The sequence below is a fragment of the Actinoplanes sp. CA-030573 genome (assembly GCF_050951115.1).
Lineage (GTDB): Bacteria > Actinomycetota > Actinomycetes > Mycobacteriales > Micromonosporaceae > Actinoplanes.
Genome location: NZ_CP192038.1, coordinates 9,746,208 through 9,768,690, shown reverse-complemented (window position 1 = coordinate 9,768,690; position 22,483 = coordinate 9,746,208). Strand labels below are relative to the sequence as shown.

The window sequence follows — 22,483 nt, the reverse complement described above, 5'->3', positions numbered from 1 at the left end:
ATCAAGGCTGCCGGAGCCGGCCGATCGCGGAGGAGACGTCACCCACCCGATCGGCGAGCAGGCCGACCGCGCCGACGGCCCGCGACACCGGGTCGTCGCCCTCGCCACCCAGGGACTTCGCCCGCAGGTAGGCCGCCTTCACCTCGGCCCACCGGGTCACCTGCTCGGGTGTCATCCGTCCGCGCAGCTCGGCCAGCTTCAGCAGGTTCGCCTCGGCGCCGGTGGTCAGCGTCTGCGCCTCACCCCGGTAGTGGTCATCGAGCACGGCCTCGACCTCGTCGTCGTTCATGGCCGGCACGATCCGCTCGGCGAGCTTGTTCATGTTCCGGTACGAGCCCTGCAGCCGGAACGGCGGCTCGGTGCGGGACTCGTCGGACTGCCCGGCCGAGGCGATGTAGGCCTCGTTGTTGCGCAGGACCACGCGCTGGACGTACCGCATCTTGCCCAGCACCGCGAGTACCTGCGAGAGCTCGGCCGCGGAGTACGCGTACGACAGCCGATCGGGTCGCACGGTCTCGTCGCCCTCGGCCAGGCGCAGCAGCAGCGGCAGATCCTCGGGAGCACGGGTGGCCAGCGGCGCCAGCACCGGGTTCGAGGTCAGCGCGTTCTCCAGATAGGACAGCTCGAAGAGATCGGACCGGCCGGCCAGCACGTCGCCCAGGTTCCAGACGTCGGCCCGGTTGGCCAGCATGTCCGGGATCCGGAAGCGCTGCCCGCTCTCGGTGTACGGGTTTCCGGCCATGCACACCGCGAACCGCTTGCCCCGCAGGTCGTACGTCTTGGTCGACCCCTCCCAGATGCCCTCCATCTGCCGCTGCGCGTCGCACAGCGAGATGAACTTCTGCAGCAGCTCGGGCGAGGTGTGCTGGATGTCGTCGAGGTAGAGCAGCACGTTGTTGCCCATCTCGAGGGCGAACGAGATCTTCTCGACCTCCTGCCGCGCGGTCGCGTTCGGCGCGGCGGCCGGGTCGAGCGAGGTGACCCCGTGGCCGAGTGCCGGCCCGTTGACCTTGACGAAGATCAGCCCCAGCCGGTTCGCGACGTACTCCATCAGCGTGGTCTTGCCGTAGCCGGGCGGCGAGATCAGCAGCAGCAGGCCGGACTGGTCGGTGCGCTTGGCGTCGCCGGTCGCGCCGATCTGCCGGGCCAGGTTGTCGCCGATCAGCGGCAGATAGACCTGGTCCAGCAGCCGATTCCGGACGAAGGCGGTCAAGACCGCCGGTTCAAACTCGGCGAGGCGGAGGCGGGTGCGTTCGGCGGCGGCCAGGGCGGTGCGCTTTTGCTGGTACGACCGGAAGGCCGGGACCGTGACCTCCCGGAATGCCGTGGTTTCGGCGAGGAATCGGTCGAGCCGGATCGTGAGCCGGCCCCCGTCGATGCGGGGGTGGACGCCGAGCAGCCCGTCGACGGTCTCGGCGAGCGCGGCCGCCGAGTCGTAGCGGGTGAGCTGGGTGCCGCAGAGCTCGACCGCGACCGCCTCGACGAGGTCGTCCTCGGTGCCGCTGTCCGGGTTGGCCGCCCGGAACGCGCTCAGCCAGCCGGTGATCAGCGCGCGGCGCGCGTCGACGTCGGGCAGGCCGCCGAGGTCGTCGAGATAGCCCCGCCCGGTCCGGTGGAAGCGATCGAGGAAGGTGCGGGCCCCGGCCGCGGTGACAAATCCGGAATTTCCGGCGGCCAGCTCCTCGGCGAGGTATGCGCCGACGGGTGAGGGGGCGGCGGGTGAGGAGGCGGCGGGCGAGAGGGCGCCGGGCGGGGAGGCGGCGGGCGAGAAGGCGGCGGCCGAGATGGCGGCCGATCGCGAGACCGAGGAGGCGACGGCCGCGGACAGCTCGGCGGCCAACTCGTCGAGCAGCCGCGGAGCGCCGAAGACCGAGCGCGCGCGGGCCAGCGAGGTTGCCCGCAATGTCCAGGCCGCGCGCTGCTCCGATGTGGTGTCGAAGGCCCAGAACAGCTGCGCCGCGACGCGCACCGAGGGCGAATACCGCAACAGGCCGGCCGCCGCGTGCAGCCGCACGACCGCGGCCAGGATCAGGGCGGCGTCGGCGTCGTGGACGCCCCGCTCGTAGCCCTCCTCGATCCGCGACTCGGCTTCCCGGCGTACGAGATCGCGAAGTGAGCCGTCCGCCAGCGCGGCCGCCGCACCGGCCGGATCGGCCGCGAAGATGGCGGCGGCCAGGTGCTCGGCGCGGTAGATCGCCCGGTTCTCGGAGATCAGCGGCTGCCCCCAGAACGGGCGCGTCGACGCGATGAACGCCGCGTCGCGGATCGGCGCCCGGTAGTCGGTGCCGGTGATCGTGAAGGCCAGCTCGTCGCCGTCCGGCACCAGGGTCAGGTCGATGGGCTGGGTGTTCACCGCGAACGAGTGCCGGCCGAGCCGAATCGTGCGGCCGCCGTCGGCGTAGAGGTCGAGCCGGTCGCGCAGGGCCCGCCCGGCCTCCTGCCGGGCCGCCTTGACCCGGCCGTCCAGCTCCTCCGCGCGTACGGTGTCGCCGAGGCCCCGCAGCTCGTCTGCCACCGACCGCAGCTTGCCCACCATCGGGTCGGTCGCGAAGTAGGTGTTGACCTCGTCCAGCGTGGACAGCGACGCCACCCGCCGCTGGACACTGGCCAGCGTGCGCTGCGCCGACGCCGCCAGCCGGTCGGCCCGCCGTGCCCGGTCGTCGAGCAGCGCCTGCCGCCGGCCCGCGAACGCCTCGTAGAGCTCGGTCCGCTTGGCCGAGAGCTGGTCGGTGAAGTCGTCGAAGTCGCCGAAGCGCGACTCCAGCGCCTCGACCTGCAGCAGCAGCTTGGCCGACTGCTCGTCGCACCGGGCCGGGCTGTCGGCCGCCGCCAGCCCGGCCGTGATCGCCTGCCCGAGCAGCGCGAACTCGGCCGCGAACGCCGAGCGCCCCTCGGACTCGGCCAGCGACCGGCGGCGGCCCTCGAGCGTGGCCCGGGCCCGGTTGATCCCGCCCAGCACCTCGCCGATGCGCTCGAGGATGGCGACCCGCATGGTGGCGTCGGCGATGTCCAGGCCGCCGACCACGTCGATCACCACCTGGAGGCCGTCGGCCTGCTCGGCCAGCCGCGCCGACACCGGTTCGGCGGCGGCGACCGTCTCGATCGTGGCGGCCGCGGCGGCCAGCTCCGACACCGCCTGCTGGTAGCCGGTGAACGCATCTTCACGGCGCAGGAACTCGACGGCCCGGCGTGCGGTCGCGTCGAGCTCGTCGGCCAGGCTCGCCTGCACCCGATCGAGACGGGTCAGGTCGGCGTAGCGCATCTCGCGCAGCGTGACCGCGTGGCCCTGCCGCTGCCGCAGCTCGGCCAGCAGCGCGATCCAGCCGTCGGTGGCGGTCGGCGCCTCGGCCTGGGCCCGCCGGATCAGCGCGGCGGCGTCCCGCTCGGCGGCGTCGACGGCGGTGGCTGCCTGGGCGGTGAGCTGCTGCACCGACTCGAACTCGTCGAGCACCTGCTCGGCCGTCGCGCGGACCTCGCGTACCGGCGTGGCCAGGTCCTCCAGATCGGGCTCGGCCAGCCAGAAATAGTGGTCGAAGAGCCGGCCGCAGGCCGCGATGATCGCCTCGAACACCGCGGCCGACGGGGACATCTCGTCGATCATCCGGGCCACCGACAGCGCGTCGGCGATGCCGCGCACCAGATCCGCGTTGCCGATCCGCTCCAGCGGTCCGGCGCCGGTCGGCTGCGCGGCGGCGAAGGTGTCCGAGACGTACGGCGTCTGCCAGATCTGCATCGGATGCACCCGGCTCGGCTCGTCACCGTCGTGCCGGAACGCGATGAGCGTGCCGTCGTCGAACAGCGAATAGCCGTGGCACGCGATCGGGGTGGGGACCTCCTTGCGGATCACGTTGTAGGGCAGCAGCAGATAGCGCCCGGCCGCCCGCGCGTGGAAGACGTAGAGCACGTCCTCGCCGTTGACCGACCGGATGACCCGCTCGAACTCGAGGTCGCCGGTGTCCGCGTCGAACGTCTTGGCCACGCCGGTGGCCAGGTAGTAGCCGCCGGGGAAGATGATCCCCTGGTCCTCGGGCAGCCGCTGGCAGGCCTGCCCGATGCCGTCGAGCCGGGTCACCTCGCGCGTCCGCGTGTTGAAGACCAGGTACCGGTGCTGCGTCTCCTTGTAGGGAAGGACCCGAAGCAAGATCAAAGACCCGATGCGGGCGTACGCGATATCCGCGTCGGCCAGGCTCTGCAGGGGCTCGGCCACCGGCTCGGAGTAAATCCCCTCGCCGTTCTCGGTGTTGTTCTCGATCTTGATCGTGAGATCGCCGCCGACCGTCTCGACGAAGACCGCGTCCTCGATCGAGACGTGCGGGTGCCGTCCCTGCACGTGCTGGTCGCGGGTGGTCGCCGTCCACTCGAAGTCGTGCGCCGGCGGGAAGACGTGGTCCCGTTCGCCCCGGTTGTCGAGATAGGACACCGTGCCGTCGGCCGTCACCCGCCAGCGCAGCACCTTGAGGTCGTCGCCGCGCGCCCCGGTCTGGAAGACGGCCAGCAGCAGCCCCTCCAGCCGGCGCAGCTGGAGCAGCTTGGTCTCCTTGTAGTACCGGTACAGCTCGGCGAAGTCCCGCTGGAAGGTCTCGTTGTCGAGCAGGCCGTTGACCGTTTTTTCGTGAAACGCGCCTTCTTCGAAGTCGTGGACCGCGAAGACGTCGGCGACCGCAGTCTCGGCCTTGAGCCCGATGAAGACGTTGTAGCCGAACAGCATCGCGCCGCCGACGTGCGCGATGTCCCGCGGCACGCAGTTGTTCTCGGTGCGGATCCGCTCGGTGCCGGTCAGCGTCATCGGCCGGCCGCCGAACGTCTCCACCCGCCTGTCGTTGAGCGCCTCGGCGCGGGCCGCCAGCTCCTTGGCCTGCGCGCCGAGCCGGGCGCGCAGCACCTCGTAGGTGCCCGCGTCGAGGTGAGGCTCACTCATTTGGCGTGGTTCTGCTTGGCCAGCAGGGCGGCGACGCTGACGTTCGCCACGTCCTCGGTGCTCATCCCGGCCAGCGCCTTGCTCAGGTCGCCGACCAGGTCACCCTCGCCGTCGAGATAGCGTGCGCCCAGTGTCTGCGCCACGGTCGAGTGCTCGACGAAGCCGTCCACGCTCTTGCCCAGCGTGATCGAGCCGATCAGCTTGTCGAAGAAGACCGACTCGCCGCCGACGATGTCGATGTCCGCCTTCTCGAGGCCGGCCGCGATGACCCGGGCCTGCGCCTCGGCGACCTCCCGGTGCACGTTGATGCCGGCCAGCCGGATCTCCTTCTCCGCCTCCAGGCGCAGGCGGTACTCCTCGTGCTCGCGGGTGGCGTCGTCGAGCGCCGCCATCGCGCCCGCCTTGTCCTGCAGGCCCTCGGCCTCGGCCAGCAGCTTCGCCTTGATCGCTTCGGCCGCGATCAGCGCCTTCTCGCGGGCCACCACGTTCTCGGCCCGGCCGGTCTTCTCGACCACCTCGGCGTCGCGCTCGCGCACCTGCACGTCGGCGAGGCCGGCCGCGGCCGCCTCGGCCTGCAGGCCCTCGGCCAGCCGGATCTTGGCGCGGGCGTCGAGCTCGGCGGTCTGCTGCCGGGCCTCGGCCAGCAGCAGCTCCTCGCGGGCCTTGAACTTGGCCGCGGCCTCGGCCGCCTCGGCCGCCTTGATGTCCTTGACCAGCGCCTCCTGGGCCTCGGCCTCGGCGTTGATGATCACGGCCTGGCGGGTGCGCTCGGCCTCCTCGACGACCCGCAGGCGCTTGATGTTCTCCTCCTGCTCGGCGACCGTCTTCTCGACCGCGATCCGTTCCCGGATCACCTCGGCGATCGAGCGCTTCTCCGCCTCGACCTCCTTGTTCTTGGCGATCGTGGTCAGCTCGGTCTCCCGCTGGCGGGCGATGACCTCGAGCATCCGGTCCTTCTCGATGCGCTCGGTCTCGATCGCGATCACCCGCTCGCGGTTCTTCTCGGCCACCGCGATCTCGCGAGCCTTGTTCTCCTGCTGCACGCCCAGCTGCTGCTCGGTCTTGAGCTTCGCGCCCTCGGCCCGCAGCAGCTCCTCGGCGTGCGCGAGGGCGATCTCGGCCTCCTCGCGGGCCCGCATCGTCTCGATCTCCCGGCGCTGCTTGATCTCCGCGTCCGACTGCCGGCGCTGCAGCTCGAGGATGGCCTCCTTGGCTTCCACGTTCTGCCGGGTGATCTCCTTCTCCTCGTTGCGGCGGTAGTCGTTGGTCTTCACCGCCTCGATCGCGGTGAGCTCGGTGATCTTCCGGATGCCCTGCGCGTCCAGGATGTTCTTGCTGTCCAGCGACATCAGCGGCGTCTGCTCGAGGAAGTCGATGGCCGCGTCCTCGAGGCTGTACCCGTTGAGGTCGGTGCCGATGACCTCGATGATCTGGTCGCGGAAGTCGTGCCGCTTGGTATAGAGGTCGACGAAGTCGAGCTGCTTGCCGACCGTCTTGAGCGCCTCCGAGAACTTCGCGCTGAACAGCTCCTGCAGCGTGATCTCGTTGCTGGCGCGGGCGGTGCCGATCGCCTGGGCGACCTTGATGACGTCCTCGACCGTCTTGTTGACCCGCACGAAGAACGTGATCCGGATGTCGGCCCGGATGTTGTCGCGGCAGATCAGGCCCTCGCGGCCGGTCCGCGCGATCTCGATGGTCTTCACCGAGATGTCCATGATCTCGGCCTTGTGCAGCACGGGCAGCACGACGGCTCCGGTGAACGTGACGTCCACGCGGCGGACCTTGGAGATGATCAGCGCCTTGCCCTGCTCGACTTTGCGGAACATGCGGCTGAGGAAGAACAGCACGCCGAGGGCGATGAGAACGACGACGGCAACCAAGATGCCCAGACCGGTGGAAATTACGTCCATCAATTGTCCTTCGTAGCGATGTCGGCCGGAACGACCCAGAAGAATTCGCCTTCCGGGTCGAAGTCATAGAGCAATGCGACGGTGCCGGCGTGCAGATCGTCGGCGCCCGCCTGGCGGACCTGAACGATGGCCGAGGCGCCGTCCTCGGCCCGCACCTCGGCCTGGCCGAACGTGCGCGTCACGCGGCCGGTGCGGATGACGCAGGTGCGGCCGACGAAGTCGGCGCGCGACTCCGGGCCGTCCGGCCGAAACCGTCCGATGAGGACGACGGCGGTCCGGGTGAGCAGCCAGGCCAGCACGATCGCGCCGATCAGCGCGACCCAGCCGGGCAGGAAGACGGTGCCGGCGAGGCTGCCGAACCAGGCGAACACCACCAGCAGCGAGAGCGGGACCGAGACCGGGACACCACCCAGCCCGGCGAAGGACAGCAGGTCGCCGCCGCCGTCCGCATCCGGATCGGCGCCGCCGGCGACCACCACCGCCCAGAACGCGACGACGATGATGAGAAGCGGTGTGAAAAGGACGGCGGGAAAACTGAGCGCAGCGTCGACAAATCCGCCCATCGCCCGATACCGCCCCCGTTTCGTTTTGACCGATGTCATGGTGACAGGCGCGGTCAACTAACACGAATCCGCCGAACGTGTGAGAAGTTCCGGGAAAGCTCCACCGAACGCGTCGTCCCCGATCGAACGTCCGGTTTCGTGCTGTTTGTGCCGCTAACGTCAATTCCGATGACAGAGGCGAGAACCGAGGTACGTCACCCGGCCGCGAATCGCGCGGCCGGGCCGTCCCTGCCGTTCCGGCCCGACATCGAGGGGCTGCGCGGCGTCGCGGTCGCCGCCGTCGTCCTGTTCCACGCCGGCGTGCCCGGCGTCGGGGGCGGCTACATCGGCGTCGACGTCTTCCTCGTCATCTCCGGATTTCTGCTCACCTCGCTGACGATGCGCGAGGTCGCCGCGACCGGTGAGCTGGCGCTGCTGCGCTTCCTCGGCCGCCACGCCCGGCGTGTGCTGCCCGCGGCGAGCGTCGTGCTGGTCACCGTGACCGTGGCCGGCTACCACTGGCTCGGCCAGCGTCGCGGCGACGAGATCGCCTCGGACGGCCGGTGGGCCGCGCTGTTCGCTTCCAACTTCAACCTCGCCGCCCAGGGCGTCGACTACCTGCGGGCGCAGGCCGCGCCGTCGCCACTCCAGCATCTGTGGTCGCTCGCGGTCGGGGCGCAGCTCGGTGTCCTGTGGCCGGCGCTGCTGGCCCTGCTGATCTGGCTCGGACTGCGGCACGCCACCCCGGCCGTGCTCGGTCTGGCCGTGGCCGGGTCGCTGGCCTGTTCGGTGTGGCAGGCCGGCGCCCCGTGGTCGTACTTCTCCCCAGCCACCCGGGCCTGGGAGCTGGGCGCCGGCTGCCTGCTCGCGCTGGTGGCCGGCCACCTGAGCCGGATACCGGCCGGATTGTCGGCGGCCATGGCCGGAGCGGGCCTGGCCGGCATCGTGGTCGCGGCGCTCTCGTTCACCGACGGCACGCCGTTCCCCGGCCACGCCGCGCTGCTGCCGGTGGTCGCCACGGTGCTGGTGCTGGCCGGCCGGGGCGACGCGGTGCTGGGGTGGGCGCCGTTGCGCTGGGTCGGGCGCATCTCGTACCCGCTCTACCTCTGGCACTGGCCGCTGCTGGTCATCGCCGAGCAGGCGTACGGCCCGCTGTCCGGCCGGACCCGGGCGGGGCTGGTGCTGCTCGGGGTGGTGCTGGCCATTTGCACGTACGTGCTGGTCGAGAACCCGATCCGGCAGTGGAGGACGAGCCGTTGACGAGCGAGGAGGGCGCCACCGGGCGCCCTCCTCGTCGCTTACGCCTTGCTCTGCTTACCTCCGCTTGCGCAGCACCGCTACCAGCAGCGCGGCGAGGCCGAGCGCGGCCGCGCCCACCACGACCAGCGGCATCGGCCGGCGGGCGCCGGTCACCGGGTCGCGGTCGGTGAGCTGGTGCCGGGCCCGGTCCGCGACCTCGGCGATCCGGTCGCCGGCGTCGGCCGCCAGCCCGGCCGCCCGCGTGGTCGCCTCGGCCGTGGCCTGCTGCACGTGCGCGGTCTTCTCCGAGCTGCCGACCTGCGCGGCCTTGTCGGCGACGGCGCCCTTGACCTGCGCCGCCTTCTCGACGGTCGCGTCCTTGACGGCTGCCGCCTTCTCCGCGGTGGCGTCCTTGACCGCGGCCGCCTTCTCCGCCGCGGCGTCCTTGACCTGGGCCGTCTTGCGGGCCGTGGCCTGCTTGACCTGGGCCTTCACGTCGGCCTTCTCGGCCAGCGCGGCGGCCGTACGGCCCAGTTCCTCGCGCGTCTCGGCGATCTCCGCCTTGATCTCCTCGGCCGACCTGTTGTCGCCGCCGCTCATCGACGTCCCTCCTGGATCGCGTGCTTGACCGCCTCGACGTCGCGCTTGCCGCTGGCCATCGCGGCCTCCGGCTCCGGCGGCATCGCGGCGCTCACCTGCTTCTTGCCGACCAGCGCCGCCACCCCGGCCGCGGCGAACAGCACCACGGTCACGATCAGGGCGGCCACCCAGACCGGCATCGCGAGGGCCAGGAGGGCGCCGATGGTGACGAGCAGCGCACCCACGCCGTAGAGCGCGAGCACCCCGGCCGCGCCGAACAGGCCGGCCCCGGTTCCGGCCCGCTTGCCCTTCTCGACCATTTCGATCTTGGCGAGCGAGAGCTCATCCTTGACGAGCGTGGAGACCTGCTCCGAGATCTGCCGGACCAGGTCGGCCGTCGACTGCTGATCAGTCTGTGTGGTCATGCCTGCATCCCTCCTTCGCCGGGCAAATACCCGGCGAAGCGGCAGGTAATCGGCCGGTGACCCGAAATCCCCGGCGGGGGCTACTTGCCGATCTCGCTGACCTCGGTGAACGGGCGGTCGTCCCACCACGTCGCGTGAATGATGAAGCTGTGGTTGGTCTCGTTGAAGTAGACGGCCATGTTGTCCGGCGAGTCCTGCACCTTCTGCACCGCCCAGCCGTCCGCGGGCGTCGCCGTGACCAGCGCGACCACCCCGTCGGAGGTCATCCTGATCACGGCCTGGCCGCCTTCGACCTGAAATGAGCGGACGTACGTGCGCAGGCCGTCGGGGGCGGTGGTGACAGTCCAGCCGTCCTCGGTCGTCGTCGGCGGGGTCGTGGCCCGGTCCGGCGGCGTCGTCGTGCCTCCGGTGGCACCGGTCGCCGGCTTGCTCGTGGCCGGCGCGGTGGTGCGCGGGCGGCGGCTGGTGGGCGAGTTGTCCGGGAACTCCGGCGCCTCCGACACTCGCGGCACGCTCGGCAGCGGCGCCGGGAAGCTGGTGGCCGCCGCCGGCAGCTGGGCCAGCGCCTTGTCCTGTGGCTCGCTCGGGCGCAGCACCGGCAGTATCGCGGCGCTGGCCAGCACGATGCTGGTCGCCGTGGCGGCCGCCCAGCCCGCGATCGGAGTCACCCGCGAAGATCCCACGCGGCCATCGTCTCATCTGCCCCTATGCTTCCCCGCATGGCGTTGATCCTGCTGGTCGAGGACGACCGCATCATCACGGCCGCGCTCTCCCGTGCCCTGACCGATGCCGGGCACGTCGTGCGGCCGGTCGGCCGTGCCGCCGAGGCGCTGAAGATCGTCACCGAGGAGCGGCCCGACCTGGTCATCCTCGACCTCGGGCTGCCCGACATCGACGGCACCGACGCGTTGCGGATGATGCGCTCGGTCTCCGACGTACCGGTGATCGTCGCGACCGCCCGCCGCTCCGAGGCCGACATCATCAACCTGCTCAGCTCCGGCGCCGACGACTACGTGACCAAGCCGTTCTCCGGCGGCCACATCCTGGCCCGGATCAACGCCGTGCTGCGCCGGGCCCGCACCGCGCCCGAGCCGATCCAGCAGCAGATCGTCGTCGGCGAACTGGTGATCCACCCCCGGCAGCGCCGGGCCGAGCTGGGCGGTCAGCCGCTGCAGCTGACCCGCCGGGAGTTCGACGTGCTGGCCTACCTCGCCGAGCGGGTCGGCCAGGTGATCAGCCGCCGCGAGCTGATGAACGAGGTGTGGAACCAGGCCCGGATCGGCGAGGAGCAGACCATCGACGTGCACATCTCGTGGCTGCGCCGCAAGCTCGGGGAGACCGCCGCCCAGCCCCGGTTCCTGCACACCGTCCGCGGTGTCGGCGTGATGATGGTCGACCCCCGATGAGGTGGGCCCTCAACCGGCTGGCCCTGGCCATCACGTCGATGGTCGCGCTCGCCTTCCTGGTGCCGCTGGCGGTCGCGACCCGGCAGATCGCCCATGACCGGGCCATCAGCGACGCGCGGCAGCAGGCGACGTCGCTGGTCACGGTGCTCGGCGTCGACGCCGATCCGACCCTGCTGACGAACGCGGTGGCGAGCACCACCGCGGGCAGTGCCGGGCGTCTCGCCGTACATCTGCCGAATGTCTCTCCGATCGGCGTCGCGCACACCGCCGCCGACCAGATCTCCCTCGCCGCGCAGGACCGCAGGTCCGTGCTGGCGCCCGCGCCCGACGGCGTCGCCTACCTGCAGCCGACCGTGCTCACCGATGGGCGCACGGTCGTGGTCGAGGTCTACGTGCCGGACGCCGAGATGCGCCGCGGTGTGTACTCGGCCTGGCTGATCCTCGGCGGCCTGGCGACCCTGCTGGTCCTGGGCTCGACGCTGCTGGCCGACCGGCTCGGCGGCCAGCTCGTGCGGGCGACCCGGCAGCTGGCCACCTCGACCCGGCGGCTGGGCTCCGGCGATCTGGCCACCCGGGTCGACCCGATCGGCCCGCGCGAGCTGCGCGACGCCGCGAACGCGTTCAACACCATGGCCGACGACCTGCGCAGCCTTCTCGACAAGGAACGCGAGCTGGCCGCGGACCTTTCCCACCGATTGCGTACGCCGCTGACCGCGCTCCGGCTCGACGCGGAGGCGATGCCGCCGGGCCCGGTGGCCGATCGCATGCGGCAGGCGTGCGACCTGCTCGACGAGGAGCTCGAGGCGATCATCACCGGGGCCCGGCTCGGCGTCGAGGCTCGCGGGCAGGAGCGCACCGACCTGGTCGAGGTGCTCGCCGACCGGCTGGCGTTCTGGTCGGTGCTGGCCGAGGACCAGGAACGGCCATGGGAGGTACGCGGCGGGGACGTGCCGGTGATGCTGCCGCTTCCCCGCAGCGAGCTGATCCTCGTGGTCGACGCCATGCTCGGCAACGTCTTCTCGCACACTCCCGAGCGCACGGCGTTCCGGGTCTCGATCTCGCCCGACGGCCTGCTGGTCGACGACGCGGGCCCCGGCATCGCCGACCCGGCCCGCGCGGTGCAGCGCGGAGTCAGCGGCGCCGGCTCGACCGGCCTGGGTCTGGACATCGTGCGCCGGGCCGCCGCCGAGTCGTCGGGCCAACTGGTCGTCGACCGCAGCCCGCTCGGCGGGGCACGGGTCGGCATCCTGTTCTAGTTTTATGATCCTTTCCGGGTTCGTTAAGGCTCAGTTATGGCGGCCCTCCCTACGGTCTCCGCCATGCGCAGGAAAATCGCCTACCCCCTGATGGCCCTCGGAATGACGGTCGGCTCGAGCCTCGCGGTCGCCTCGCCGGCCCTGGCCCACGGCTACGTCTCGACGCCGCCCAGCCGGCAGGCGCTCTGCGCGTCCGGCGCGGTCGCCGACTGCGGCCCGATCCAGTTCGAGCCGCAGAGCGTCGAGGGCAAGAAGGGCCTGCAGTCGTGCGACGGCGGCGTGGCGCAGTGGTCGGTGCTCGCGGACGAGTCGCGGAACTGGCCGGCCAAGGCGGTCGGCAAGTCGGTGACCTTCACCTGGGTGCTGACCGCGCGGCACCGGACCGCCGACTGGGAGTACTTCATCGGCGGGGCCAAGGTCGCGACTTTCGACGGCGGGAATGCGCAGCCGGATGCCGTCGTGTCGCACACCGTCGACCTGAGCAAGTTCCCGGGCCGGCAGACCGTGCTCGCGGTCTGGAACATCGGCGATACCGGGAACGCCTTCTACAACTGCATCGACCTGAACGTCGGCGCGGGCACCGGCGCTGGCACCGGCACCGGCACCGGCACCGGCACCGGCACCGGCACCGGCGCTGGCGCTGGCGCTGGCGGCGCGTCAGCGTCGCCCGGCTCGCCGAGTTCCGCTCCTTCCTCTTCCCCTAGCTCCGCCCCCACCTCTTCTCCTTCTTCTCCTTCCCCTACGTCTCCGCCGTCTGCCTCGGCCCCCGCGGCCGGCTCCTCGTCGTGGGCGCCCGGCGTGTCGTACAAAACGGGCGAGGTCGTGACTTACGGCGGTAAGAAGTACCAGTGCCGACAGTCGCACACGGCGATCAACAGCTGGGAGCCGTCGATCTACACGCTCGCGCTCTGGCTGCCGCTGTGAGGCGCCGGTTCCTGGTCACCGCCGCGCTGCCGCTGTTGCTGATCGGCGCATGCGGAACCGACCGCACGGCCGCCACCCCGCAGCAGACGGTCTCCGCCCAGGCCGTGGCCCAGATCCAGCCCGGCGACGACTTCAACGACACCGACGTGATGTTCCTGCAGATGCTGGTCTACCACCAGAAACAGGGCCTGCAGATGACGTCGACGGCGGTCTCCCGAGCGCAGAACGCCGACCTGGCCGTCCTGGCCGGCGCCGTCCAGGCCACCGAGAAGGACGAGCTCGACATGATGCAGGCGTGGCTGACCCACTGGAAGAAGCCGGTGGACGTCGACACGAACAAGAGCCTGCACGCCGACCACGGCGGCCTGCCCGCAACCGGCCCGGCCGAGATCAAGGCCCTCAAGACGGTCAAGGACGCCGCCTTCGACACGGCTTTCCTCAACCTGTTCCTGGCCCACCAGCACAACGCCATCGAGATGGCGCACTTGGAAACTACGAACGGTTCGAACAAGGCGGTGAAGGACTTCGCGACCCGAGTACGCGAGTCCCGCCAAGGCGAGGTGCAACAGATGCTCAAGTTGATGAACAGCTGACGTTTTGTCTTCTTGACGGGGATTTGCTGCTTACCGTCGGCGTCGTGGACGCTCTTCGCCGTACGGTCGCTGCGCTTTTGTCGTTTGCCGTGGTCTTTGGGCCGTCGCCCGCGTGGGCCGGCGCGCCCGCCGGATGGGACCACGCGGGCTATGACGCCGAGGACAGCTATTACAACCCGCACGAGTCTGCCATCAATGCCGGCACCGTGGGCAAGCTGTCTTTGCGCTGGTCGGTACGGTTGCGTGACCACGACATGAGTTGCGGGCGCTTTTCCGCCCCGCTGGTCGCCGGCGGCCGCGTGATCGCCACCGACAAGCTCGGCATCGCCGCCTACGACGCCCTTTCCGGCCGGCCGTCCTGGCACTTCGACTGGGCGGACCCGGGCGACGCCGACGTGCCCCGAATGGCGACTTCCGGCAACACGCTGATCGCCGCCACCGACGACTGCAATTCGGCGAGCGACCCGGACGGCCAGATGGTCGCCCTCGACCTGACCACGGGCCGAGTCCGCTGGCGCTTCAAGATGGGGATTCCGGTCTATTCGTTCAGCGTCGACAAGGGCGTTGCCGTGGTCTCCGGCTATTCGATGTCGGACGAGAAGGAAACCGTCGCCTATCGCGCGTCCGACGGCCGGGTGGTCTGGCGAAAGGCCGGCTACACCAGCGGCAGCGCCTCGGCGAACGGCCGCATCCTCATCACCGACGAACGCGTGACGTCGGCCGTCGACATCACCAGCGGCGCGGTCCGCTGGACGAGAAACGCTTACTGGACCGCCCAGGCCGCCACCCCCGCCGCCGACCGTTTCCTGGTCACCGACGGCGCGCGGACCTTGTCCGCGGTATCCGCGACGACGGGTGCCGTTTTGTGGACCGCACCCGGCACCGACAATTACCGCTTGGCCACGGACGGCCGCCGCGTCTACCGCGCGACGGATTCCGCGGTGGAGGCCCTGAACGCCGCGAACGGCCGGCGGGCGTGGTCCCGGTCGATGTCGTCGAAGGCGGTGCAGCCGTTGCGGGCGGGAGGGCTGCTGTACGCCGGCGGCCCGATTCTGGCCGCGGCGTCGGGCGCCCGGTTGCCGCAGAACTTGTCCAACGTGCAGACCATCACGGGTGGCCGGCTGCTGACAGTCACCAATAACGTTCTCTCCAGTTACACGCCCTGATGCGGCGAAGAGGAGAGGCAATGGCGATCATCAGCCGCCCGCTCGTCGGCCGCTTCGGGCTCGTTCGATAGCGTGGACCGGGACAAGCCGGCATGGCGAAGGGACGCACGTGGAGCTGTTGCACTCGGGGAAGGTCCGGGACGTCTACGCCGACGGGGGTGACCTTCTGCTTGTCGCCTCGGATCGGGTCTCTATCTATGACGTTGTTCTGCCCACGCCGATCCCGGAGAAGGGCAAGATTCTCACGCAGCTGTCGCTCTGGTGGTTCGAGCAGCTCGCCGACGTCATCCCCAACCATGTCATCTCCAGCACCGACGTTCCGTCGGAGTGGGCCGGGCGGGCTATTCGCTGTGAGCGGCTCGACATGGTCATGGTGGAGTGCATCGCCCGGGGGTACCTGGCCGGCTCGGGGCTCAAGGAATACGAGCGGGACGGCGCGGTGTCGGGGGTTGCGCTGCCGCCGGGGCTGATCGAAGGCTCCGAGCTGCCGGAGCCGATCTTCACGCCCACGACCAAGGCGCCCGTGGGGGAGGGGCATGACGAGTTCATGACCTTTGCCGACGTGGAGGAGAAGGTCGGCAAGGAGCTGGCGGCCGAGCTGCGGCGGGTGACGCTCGAGGTCTACCGGCGCGGCCAGCAGGTGGCGCGGGACAAAGGCATCATCATCGCCGACACCAAGCTCGAGCTCGGATTCACCAAGGACGGCACGCTCAAGCTGGGCGACGAGCTGCTGACGCCGGACTCGTCGCGGTTCTGGCAGGCCGACGAGTGGAAGCCGGGCTCGGCGCAGCGCTACCTCGACAAGCAGTTCCTTCGCGACTGGGCCACCCACAACACGGACTGGGACCGTACGGCACCCGGCCCGGAAATTCCCGCCGAAGTGGTCGATGCTACGAGAAATCGGTACATCGAGGTGTACGAGCGACTGACCGGGGCTAGCTGGAGCTAGTACGAGGGCGGCGCGCCGAGGACCAGATCGACTCGCCCGAGCCGGCCGCCCGCTTGGCCATCAGGTGTGCGCCATAGCCACCGCCGATGGCCGCCATCAGCACCCCGGTCCACCCGCCGTAGATGATGCTGAACGGCGCCATCGTCCACAGCAGAATCGCCATCACCAGGTACAGCTGCTTTCGCGGCCGGCACATCCGGTCGACCTTCTGGGCGAATCGGGGATCATCCGCACGCAGCCGGCTCACCATGCCATCGAAGACGACCTTCTCATTGGGCTCGAGCACGGGGGACCACCTCCGCCCGGTGGCTACCCCCGACCCGGGCCATGGAAACGGCCACGTTCGCCATCTGCCCAGAATGCGCGGCGAACGCGACGAAAGACGTAGCAAGAGCGTGGGAAACCCCGACGCGCGGGCCCGGTCATCGGGCAAGCTGCGATCATGACCGCCGAGCCGGACGAGGATCGCCTGCGCCGATGGGAGCATGCCACCGCGTACCCGCTGACGGCTTTGTCCGTGCTCTTCATCGTCGTCTACGCGTGGCCCATCCTCGACCCGGCCCTGGACCAGCGATGGCGCGACCTCTGCGAGATCAGTGACCTGGTCATCTGGGCCCTGTTCTGCGTCGAATACCTGATCCGGCTCCGGCTCGCCCGGCGGAAGAGTTGGTTCGTCCGCTCGCACTGGTTCGACCTCGCCGTCCTGGTGTTGCCGGTGCTACGTCCGTTGCGCGTGTTGCGCCTGCTCAACGCCCTTCGCGTGATCAACCGGCATGCCGTGCACTGGACCCGTGGGCGGCTCGCGCTCTACGTCGTAGCGGCGACGTGGCTGATCGTCATGGTCGCTGCCCTCTCCGTGCTCGAGGCGGAGCGCGGTCACCCCGGAAGCACCATCGAGACCTATCCCGAAGCGCTCTGGTGGGCGATCTGCACGATAACCACGGTCGGGTACGGCGATCTCTATCCCGAGACGCTCGAAGGCCGGCTGGTCGCGGTCGCCCTCATGATCGGCGGTCTCGGCTTGATCGGGTTCACCACCGGTTCGCTCGCCAGCTGGATCGTCGACCGGATCTCCGACAACGACCGCCCGGACGGCGCCGCCACCCGCGCCGACGTGGCGCGGCTGGTGCACGAGATTCGGGCGCTGCGGGCCGAGGTCGCCGAGCTGAGAGCGCGAGCCGACGACGATCGCTGACCGCGTTCGACGGCGTATTCGCACGGTGCGGAAAACTTCTCGGTGGTGGCATTCGGTGCATCGCCGTCGAGATTGGACTTCGTGGGTGCCGAACTGCCCCCATTTTTCCGGGGGCTCGTTCTGTCGTTCGAGGCCGGCCGGCGCCCCGAGCGCCTCACGGAGGCCCGTCCACCTGGGATTTTGGCTCGTTGCCGGGCTCGAAGACAGGCGCGATAACGCCACGAACGTCTTCCGCGACAACTTCAATATCGACCCTTTGGGTGATTAGGGCTCGCCCGGTCGCGCATTCGATTACCGACAGTCACCGTCGATGGTCCGTTCGGCCCCAGATCGACTCCTCGAATTCACCCGTTGGACGGTACGGACGGGGGATACACAAGAAGCCGGCGCTCAGCGCCGGCTTCTCTGCTTCCCCGGTTACCGCGAGCGGGCGGTCCGGGTCATCTAGGGGTGGTGGTGGCCACCGGCCGCTTCGGCCAGGCCGCGCCGTTGCCGCAGCCCTCGCAGGCGAGCTGCTCGCCGCAGGCCGGGCACCAGTCGTTCGACCGGCGGAGGTACCAGCCCAGCGCGACACCGCCGAGCAGGCTGAGGAGTCCGACGAAGGCCGCGACCGCCACCGCGCCGGTCATGCCGCCGAGCCTCGCACCGGCAGGCCGGTGGGGGTCATCCGGCGGCCCTGACCGCGGTCGCGGCGGTCGAGAGCGGGATCTTCGGACGAGCGGGCCGAGACATAAGGCGCGGTGAACGTGTCGACGCCGGTGCCGCGGTGCTCGGTGGGGCGATAAGTCACGGTCACGGCCCGGGGCGAAGCAGCTTCGATCACGCCGGCACGCCAGCCGTCGCGGTAGACCCAGACCCGGTCCGCGGGGTGGTAGCTGTCGGCGGGCGCCACGTCGGCGGGGTCGCGCTGCGGCGGGGCGATGGTCGGGGTGGATGACGAAGGCGGGGGTGCCGTGGACATCGAGATGACCCTCCCAGATCTCGGAGACTCGGTCGTGAGAAGGCGGGGGCGCCCTCTCTCCGTACGCGTCGGCCGAGAAGCCGATCTATGCAAACGCGCCCCAACTCACCGACGGGCCTGCCCTCAACACGGTCGGTCAGTGAGTGGTGCGTGTGTGTCAGTTATCATCCTCGCCAACAAGTGCGTCCGCAAGGCCGGATGCACGTGCATCCGCAGCGGGCGAACGCCTCGAGCGTTACGCTCCGGATGTATGCAGGTGCTGTTTCGTTGTGGACGATCTCCCCTTTAGGATGCGTAGGGACTGCGGCCGGGCAGCCCAGGACAGCGATGACGAGGAGCCAGGTGAGCGCGGGTTCGCAGGAGGAGGCACCGGGCAGCGGCCCGACAGTGCTGCGCATCCTGCTCGGCGCGCAGCTCCGCCGTCTGCGGGAAGCCAAGGCGATCACCCGGGAGGATGCCGGGTGGGAGATCCGCGCCTCGGGCTCGAAGATCAGCCGGATGGAGCTCGGGCGAGTCAGCTTCAAGGAGCGCGACGTCGCCGACCTGCTGACGCTCTACGGCGTCACCAACACCAACGAGCGCGAGGCCCTGCTCGTCCTGGCCCGCCAGGCCAACAACCCGGGCTGGTGGCAGCAGTTCAGCGACATCCTGCCCGGCTGGTTCCAGTCCTACCTGGGCCTCGAGGCGGCCGCGACGCTGATCCGCACCTATGAGATCCAGTTCGTTCCCGGCCTGCTCCAGACGCCCGACTACGCCCGCGCCGTGATCATGCTCGGCCACGCCGGCGTCACCCCCGAGGAGATGAACCGCCGCGTCGAGCTCCGGCGCCAGCGTCAGCAGGTCCTCGACCGGCCCGACGCGCCGCAGCTGTGGGCCGTGATCGACGAGGCCGTGCTGCGCCGCCCGATCGGCGGCGTCGAGGTGATGAAGGCGCAGATCGAGGCCCTGATCGAGGCGGCCAAGAAGCCGAACGTGCGCCTGCAGATCATCCCGTTCAACGCGGGCGGGCACGCGGCGGCCGGTGGGCCGTTCGCGATCCTGCGCTTCCCCGAGCCGGAATTGCCCGACGTGGTCTACGTCGAGCAGCTCACCAGCGCCATCTACCTCGACAAGCGCGAGGACGTCGACCAGTACGCGATGGCGATGGAGCGCGTCTGCATCGACGCCGAGCCGCCGAACCACACGCCCGAGATCCTCGGCAAGCTGCTGCACGAGGTCGGCCGCCTGGCCTGAGGCCGCCCGACCCGACGGCCGCCCGGCCTGTCGGCCGCGCGGCCCGAAGCCGCCCGGCCTGACGGCCGAAAGGGCACGAAAAGGGCCGCGTCGTCAGGTCGACGATCGCGGCCCTCTTTATGCCTGGCCTTGCGGGAAGGCGTCAGGGCCTCAGCCGAGCAGGTTGTCGAAGTCGCCGTCGCGGACGCCACCGAGGAAAGCCTCGATCTCGGCCGGGGTGTAGATCAGGGCCGGGCCCTCAGGGTCCCGCGAGTTGCGCACGGCGACGTCGCCGTTCGGCAGCAAGGCGCACTCGACGCAGTTGCCGCTGGGGTTGCTGCGCCGGCTCTTCTGCCAGGTGACACCGTCCAACTCGCCGGCGGGAATGCCGTTAACCGCGTGCGTCATGTGAAGCTCCCTTGATTTGGTCCGGTCGGGGATCGCCCGGACGCAGGTGGTCTCTCGTGGCAACCGCCGCGTCACACGTTGTGCAAATGCACGTGCATTTGGCCTTGCGTACTCACGGGATTGTGAGCATGATAACGCACGTACACATACTCATGGGGGTCACTTACGGTGACATCTTTGAGTGACTGTTCGGTCGCGGAAACGGCGTCTGCGGCCTCGACGCGAGGCTCCCTGGCGGGGGCGTCCGAGCGAGAGGTGACGGATATGTCGATTCCCAACATCGGACCGGAGCATGCTGACCCGGGTGACCCCGACGGGGTGGAAACGCCGCGAAAGGGAAACCCGCCGCTCGTCTACCGAGGCGAGCCGGTGACCGACGAGGTGACCGCCGCGACGGCCCGTGCCACCGCGGTGACGCATCGATTCGGCGGCGTCAGATATGCCCTGACCCGCCACGACATGACCGGCGGCGCCGAGCGGCGACCGGGCGAGGAGGATGAGTCCGACGCGCGCGAGTGACCTCCTCCGCTGCACGAGGGGACGCTGGGCCGGGCACTTTCCCGGCCCGCCCGTCCCGGTGCCGACCGCGGTCGTCTTCCGCCGCGGCCGCCTCCTGCCACGCCGGCCGGTCTGGCCGGCGCACGAGTTTGCGGAGGCGGACTATCGTCATGGCGCGGGAACGGTTCGGTTACGCATCGTGCACGTCGAGTGGGGTCGCGAGGTCGTGCGAGAGGGCGTGACGTGGCTCCGTGCGGACGCGGTCGAGGTCGATTCGGCCGGGCGTCATGTCGCCCGGCGCCGGCTTTTGATCCGCGCGGAGCGCCTCCCGGCGCCGCTGGCACGGAAGAGACCGCGATTGCGGGTGTGACGCCGTAACACCCACCGGCGCCCGCGAGGGGCGCCCCCGACGCCGGTCGGGCGGTCCGGTTCCCCCGTGCCTGATCGCCCGGCCGGTCCACAAAGCCCGACCGGTCCACAAAGCCCGACCGGTCCACAAAGCCCGACCGGTCTACATAACCCGACCGGTCTACACAAAGGGAACACCACAAGCTGCCGGGTAACCCACGCCTACCCGGTGGAATGGGGGTACCGACCGGGGATCGCTTCCCAAGGGCGATCCTCGGTCCGCCTCCCGTCCGAGCCTTCCTCCTCATAGTGGGGGTCAGGTCAGCATCCCTGGCCCCCACCCGAGGTCACGGCTCTCAGGCGGCCGGCGCCCGCCCGCGAAGGGGCTGTCCGTAGACCACCCGGTCGCGTCCGCCGTGCTTGGCCGCGTAGAGATGGCGGTCCGCAATGGACAGAAGCGCCGGTTGAGTCGGTGCCGCGGCGTCGGCGACGCCGGCCACGCCGATGCTCACGGTGACCGGCAAGCCCTCGGTGAGCGATTCCCAGCCAAACCCGCTGACCGTACGCCGGATGTCGTCCAGCAGCGCGACGGCCGGCCCGACCGGGGTCTCGGGCAGCACCATCAGGAACTCCTCGCCCCCGAGCCGGCAGGCGAAACCGTCCGGCACCGCCGCCGCCAGCTCGGTCTCGAATATCTTGGCCACCTGCACCAGCACCCGGTCGCCGACGTCGTGCGAGAGCTGATCGTTGATCCGCTTGAAGTGGTCGAGGTCGATGATCGCCACGGTCAGCGCCGGGTCGGACTCGATCAGGCCCGGCAGCTGCTCGTTCAGGAACCGCCGGTTGCGCAGCCCGGTCAGCGGGTCGCGGCGGGCCTGCTCGCGGAACCGCTCGGCCTCCTGCCGCGCCTCCTCGGTCTCGAACATCGCCTGACGCGTACGCGCCTGAGCCTCCCGCTGCAGCGAGTGCTGCCGGGTGTAGGCCGCGAAGAAGTCCTTGTGGGCCGCGAACGCCTCGGCAAACTGACCGCGGGCCGCGTACAGCTCGGCCTGCTCCTGGTGCACCCGCACGAGCACGTGACCCAATTCCCGCTCGGCGCAGAGGCGGTGGGACTCGTCGAGGCTGTGCTGCGCCCGGTCGTACGCCGGGAGGCCGCGCTGCGCCCGCGCGAGGGTGAGCAGGTATTCCGGCAGCGCGTCGGCGTCGTCCTGGCTGCCGGTGGTGTGCTGCTCGATGCACCGCAACAGCGTCGTCTCGGCCTCGGCGTGCTGTCCGTTCTCGATCTGGATCGCGCCGACCGTGTCGAGCAGCGACGCGTCGAGCCGGAACCCGCACGTCCGGGCGTGCTCCTGCAACCGGGCGGCAACCTCCTGGGCCCGCTCGTGGTTGCCGGCCGCCAGTTCCGCGTACGCGAAGTTGTTGAGCAGCACCAGCAGCAGGTCGGGCCGGCCCAGCCGGGTCGCGAGCTCGGCCGCCTGCTGGTAGCGCAGGCGGGCGGCGTCGATCGACCCGTTGAGGCTGAGCGCGTCGGCGAGCTTGACCCGATGCCAGATGCGCATGTGATCGGTCGCCGTCTCGTCGAGCAGCTCGACGCTCAGCACCGAGTGCTCGAGGCACTGGGCGGCGTCGCCGAGGAGCCGGTGGATGTTGGCCCAGACGAGGTGGGTGCGGGCGGTGAGCTGGCGCGCGCCGTGCTCGACGGCCCACTGGTGCACCTTCCAGATGCGCCGGGCCGCGCCGGCCAGATCGCCGGACCGCATGTGCAGGTTGGCCTGACTGAGCCGGGCGCGGGCCACGAGCAGCTCGTCACCGAGCGCCTTGGCCTCCCGCTCGAGCCACTGGGCCCGCTCCAGCATGGCGCCGGCGTCCCAGTTGATCTCGTCTTCGAGCTCGAGGAGGGCAGCAGCTAATCCCGAGCCGTCGACCGCGTCGCCGTCCAACCGTCCACCCCTCC

The 22,483-nt window shown here is 70.3% G+C and carries 21 protein-coding genes; 10 read left to right on the top strand and 11 right to left on the bottom strand.

The features are described from left to right. Window position 1: 1 nt before the first annotated feature. The 3 genes from ACQP2F_RS45350 to ACQP2F_RS45340 are packed head-to-tail and all read right to left on the bottom strand — an operon-like array spanning window position 2 to window position 7,430. Window positions 2–4,918, bottom strand: a complete 4,917-nt coding sequence (locus ACQP2F_RS45350) for a DNA repair ATPase (RefSeq protein ID WP_433299121.1) — start codon at window positions 4,916–4,918, stop codon at window positions 2–4. After that, complete coding sequence (locus tag ACQP2F_RS45345) at window positions 4,915–6,828, bottom strand: flotillin family protein (protein ID WP_433299119.1); 1,914 nt, start codon at window positions 6,826–6,828, stop codon at window positions 4,915–4,917. The genes ACQP2F_RS45350 and ACQP2F_RS45345 overlap by 4 nt, the downstream gene beginning before the upstream one ends. Then, complete coding sequence (locus tag ACQP2F_RS45340) at window positions 6,828–7,430, bottom strand: hypothetical protein (RefSeq protein ID WP_433299117.1); 603 nt, start codon at window positions 7,428–7,430, stop codon at window positions 6,828–6,830. Before ACQP2F_RS45340 ends, ACQP2F_RS45345 begins: the two co-directional genes overlap by 1 nt. Window positions 7,431–7,559: 129 nt before the next feature. Here ACQP2F_RS45340 and ACQP2F_RS45335 point away from each other — a divergent pair, with 129 nt between their 5' ends. Beyond that, window positions 7,560–8,630: an acyltransferase family protein gene (locus tag ACQP2F_RS45335; protein ID WP_433299115.1), complete on the top strand. Its 1,071-nt coding sequence runs from the start codon at window positions 7,560–7,562 to the stop codon at window positions 8,628–8,630. A 54-nt stretch (window positions 8,631–8,684) separates the two neighbouring features. On the opposite strand, the gene ACQP2F_RS45330 is transcribed toward ACQP2F_RS45335, so the two are convergent. The 3 genes from ACQP2F_RS45330 to ACQP2F_RS45320 all read right to left on the bottom strand — a co-directional run bounded on the left by ACQP2F_RS45330 (window position 8,685) and on the right by ACQP2F_RS45320 (window position 10,281). After that, window positions 8,685–9,209 carry a DUF3618 domain-containing protein gene (locus ACQP2F_RS45330; protein ID WP_433299113.1) on the bottom strand — a complete coding sequence of 175 codons (525 nt, stop codon included), beginning with the start codon at window positions 9,207–9,209 and terminating at the stop codon, window positions 8,685–8,687. After that, window positions 9,206–9,613, bottom strand: a complete 408-nt coding sequence (locus ACQP2F_RS45325; RefSeq protein WP_433299111.1) for a phage holin family protein — start codon at window positions 9,611–9,613, stop codon at window positions 9,206–9,208. The genes ACQP2F_RS45330 and ACQP2F_RS45325 overlap by 4 nt, the downstream gene beginning before the upstream one ends. Before the next feature lie 80 nt (window positions 9,614–9,693). Further along, on the bottom strand, window positions 9,694–10,281 hold the full coding sequence (locus tag ACQP2F_RS45320) for a DNA mismatch repair protein MutL (RefSeq protein WP_433299109.1): 588 nt from the start codon (window positions 10,279–10,281) through the stop codon (window positions 9,694–9,696). Window positions 10,282–10,332: 51 nt separating this feature from the next. Between ACQP2F_RS45320 and ACQP2F_RS45315 the strand changes: the two genes are divergently transcribed. The 6 genes from ACQP2F_RS45315 to ACQP2F_RS45290 all read left to right on the top strand — a co-directional run bounded on the left by ACQP2F_RS45315 (window position 10,333) and on the right by ACQP2F_RS45290 (window position 15,907). Further along, the gene (locus ACQP2F_RS45315; RefSeq protein ID WP_433299107.1) at window positions 10,333–11,019 is read left to right on the top strand and encodes a response regulator transcription factor; all 687 of its coding nucleotides are present in this window, start codon (window positions 10,333–10,335) and stop codon (window positions 11,017–11,019) included. Beyond that, the gene (locus tag ACQP2F_RS45310) at window positions 11,016–12,275 is read left to right on the top strand and encodes a sensor histidine kinase (protein ID WP_433299105.1); all 1,260 of its coding nucleotides are present in this window, start codon (window positions 11,016–11,018) and stop codon (window positions 12,273–12,275) included. Before ACQP2F_RS45315 ends, ACQP2F_RS45310 begins: the two co-directional genes overlap by 4 nt. 63 nt (window positions 12,276–12,338) lie before the next feature. Then, window positions 12,339–13,199: a lytic polysaccharide monooxygenase gene (locus tag ACQP2F_RS45305; RefSeq protein WP_433299103.1), complete on the top strand. Its 861-nt coding sequence runs from the start codon at window positions 12,339–12,341 to the stop codon at window positions 13,197–13,199. Next, window positions 13,196–13,792, top strand: a complete 597-nt coding sequence (locus ACQP2F_RS45300; protein WP_433299101.1) for a DUF305 domain-containing protein — start codon at window positions 13,196–13,198, stop codon at window positions 13,790–13,792. The genes ACQP2F_RS45305 and ACQP2F_RS45300 overlap by 4 nt, the downstream gene beginning before the upstream one ends. 44 nt (window positions 13,793–13,836) lie before the next feature. Further along, window positions 13,837–14,958, top strand: coding sequence for a PQQ-binding-like beta-propeller repeat protein (locus tag ACQP2F_RS45295; protein ID WP_433299099.1), 1,122 nt, complete (start codon window positions 13,837–13,839; stop codon window positions 14,956–14,958). Between the two features lie 109 nt (window positions 14,959–15,067). Beyond that, window positions 15,068–15,907, top strand: coding sequence for a phosphoribosylaminoimidazolesuccinocarboxamide synthase (locus ACQP2F_RS45290; protein WP_433299097.1), 840 nt, complete (start codon window positions 15,068–15,070; stop codon window positions 15,905–15,907). On the opposite strand, the gene ACQP2F_RS45285 is transcribed toward ACQP2F_RS45290, so the two are convergent. Then, the gene (locus tag ACQP2F_RS45285; protein WP_433299095.1) at window positions 15,894–16,193 is read right to left on the bottom strand and encodes a DUF3040 domain-containing protein; all 300 of its coding nucleotides are present in this window, start codon (window positions 16,191–16,193) and stop codon (window positions 15,894–15,896) included. The genes ACQP2F_RS45290 and ACQP2F_RS45285 overlap by 14 nt on opposite strands. A 156-nt stretch (window positions 16,194–16,349) precedes the next feature. Here ACQP2F_RS45285 and ACQP2F_RS45280 point away from each other — a divergent pair, with 156 nt between their 5' ends. After that, complete coding sequence (locus ACQP2F_RS45280; RefSeq protein ID WP_433299093.1) at window positions 16,350–17,102, top strand: potassium channel family protein; 753 nt, start codon at window positions 16,350–16,352, stop codon at window positions 17,100–17,102. A 440-nt stretch (window positions 17,103–17,542) separates the two neighbouring features. On the opposite strand, the gene ACQP2F_RS45275 is transcribed toward ACQP2F_RS45280, so the two are convergent. Together ACQP2F_RS45275 and ACQP2F_RS45270 are read right to left on the bottom strand one after the other, a co-directional pair. Continuing rightward, window positions 17,543–17,731 carry a hypothetical protein gene (locus ACQP2F_RS45275; RefSeq protein WP_433299091.1) on the bottom strand — a complete coding sequence of 63 codons (189 nt, stop codon included), beginning with the start codon at window positions 17,729–17,731 and terminating at the stop codon, window positions 17,543–17,545. Continuing rightward, window positions 17,728–18,063, bottom strand: a complete 336-nt coding sequence (locus ACQP2F_RS45270; RefSeq protein WP_433299089.1) for a hypothetical protein — start codon at window positions 18,061–18,063, stop codon at window positions 17,728–17,730. Before ACQP2F_RS45270 ends, ACQP2F_RS45275 begins: the two co-directional genes overlap by 4 nt. A 342-nt stretch (window positions 18,064–18,405) precedes the next feature. On the opposite strand from ACQP2F_RS45270, the gene ACQP2F_RS45265 reads away from it, so the two are divergent. Then, window positions 18,406–19,296, top strand: a complete 891-nt coding sequence (locus ACQP2F_RS45265) for a helix-turn-helix domain-containing protein (protein ID WP_433299087.1) — start codon at window positions 18,406–18,408, stop codon at window positions 19,294–19,296. 150 nt (window positions 19,297–19,446) lie between these two features. Here the strand turns inward: ACQP2F_RS45265 and ACQP2F_RS45260 are convergent, their stop codons facing one another. Beyond that, the gene (locus ACQP2F_RS45260) at window positions 19,447–19,683 is read right to left on the bottom strand and encodes a DUF397 domain-containing protein (protein WP_433299085.1); all 237 of its coding nucleotides are present in this window, start codon (window positions 19,681–19,683) and stop codon (window positions 19,447–19,449) included. A 264-nt stretch (window positions 19,684–19,947) separates the two neighbouring features. Between ACQP2F_RS45260 and ACQP2F_RS45255 the strand changes: the two genes are divergently transcribed. Then, complete coding sequence (locus ACQP2F_RS45255; RefSeq protein WP_433299083.1) at window positions 19,948–20,202, top strand: hypothetical protein; 255 nt, start codon at window positions 19,948–19,950, stop codon at window positions 20,200–20,202. A gap of 683 nt (window positions 20,203–20,885) precedes the next feature. On the opposite strand, the gene ACQP2F_RS45250 is transcribed toward ACQP2F_RS45255, so the two are convergent. Then, window positions 20,886–22,469, bottom strand: a complete 1,584-nt coding sequence (locus ACQP2F_RS45250; protein ID WP_433299081.1) for a diguanylate cyclase — start codon at window positions 22,467–22,469, stop codon at window positions 20,886–20,888. Window positions 22,470–22,483 lie beyond the last annotated feature (14 nt).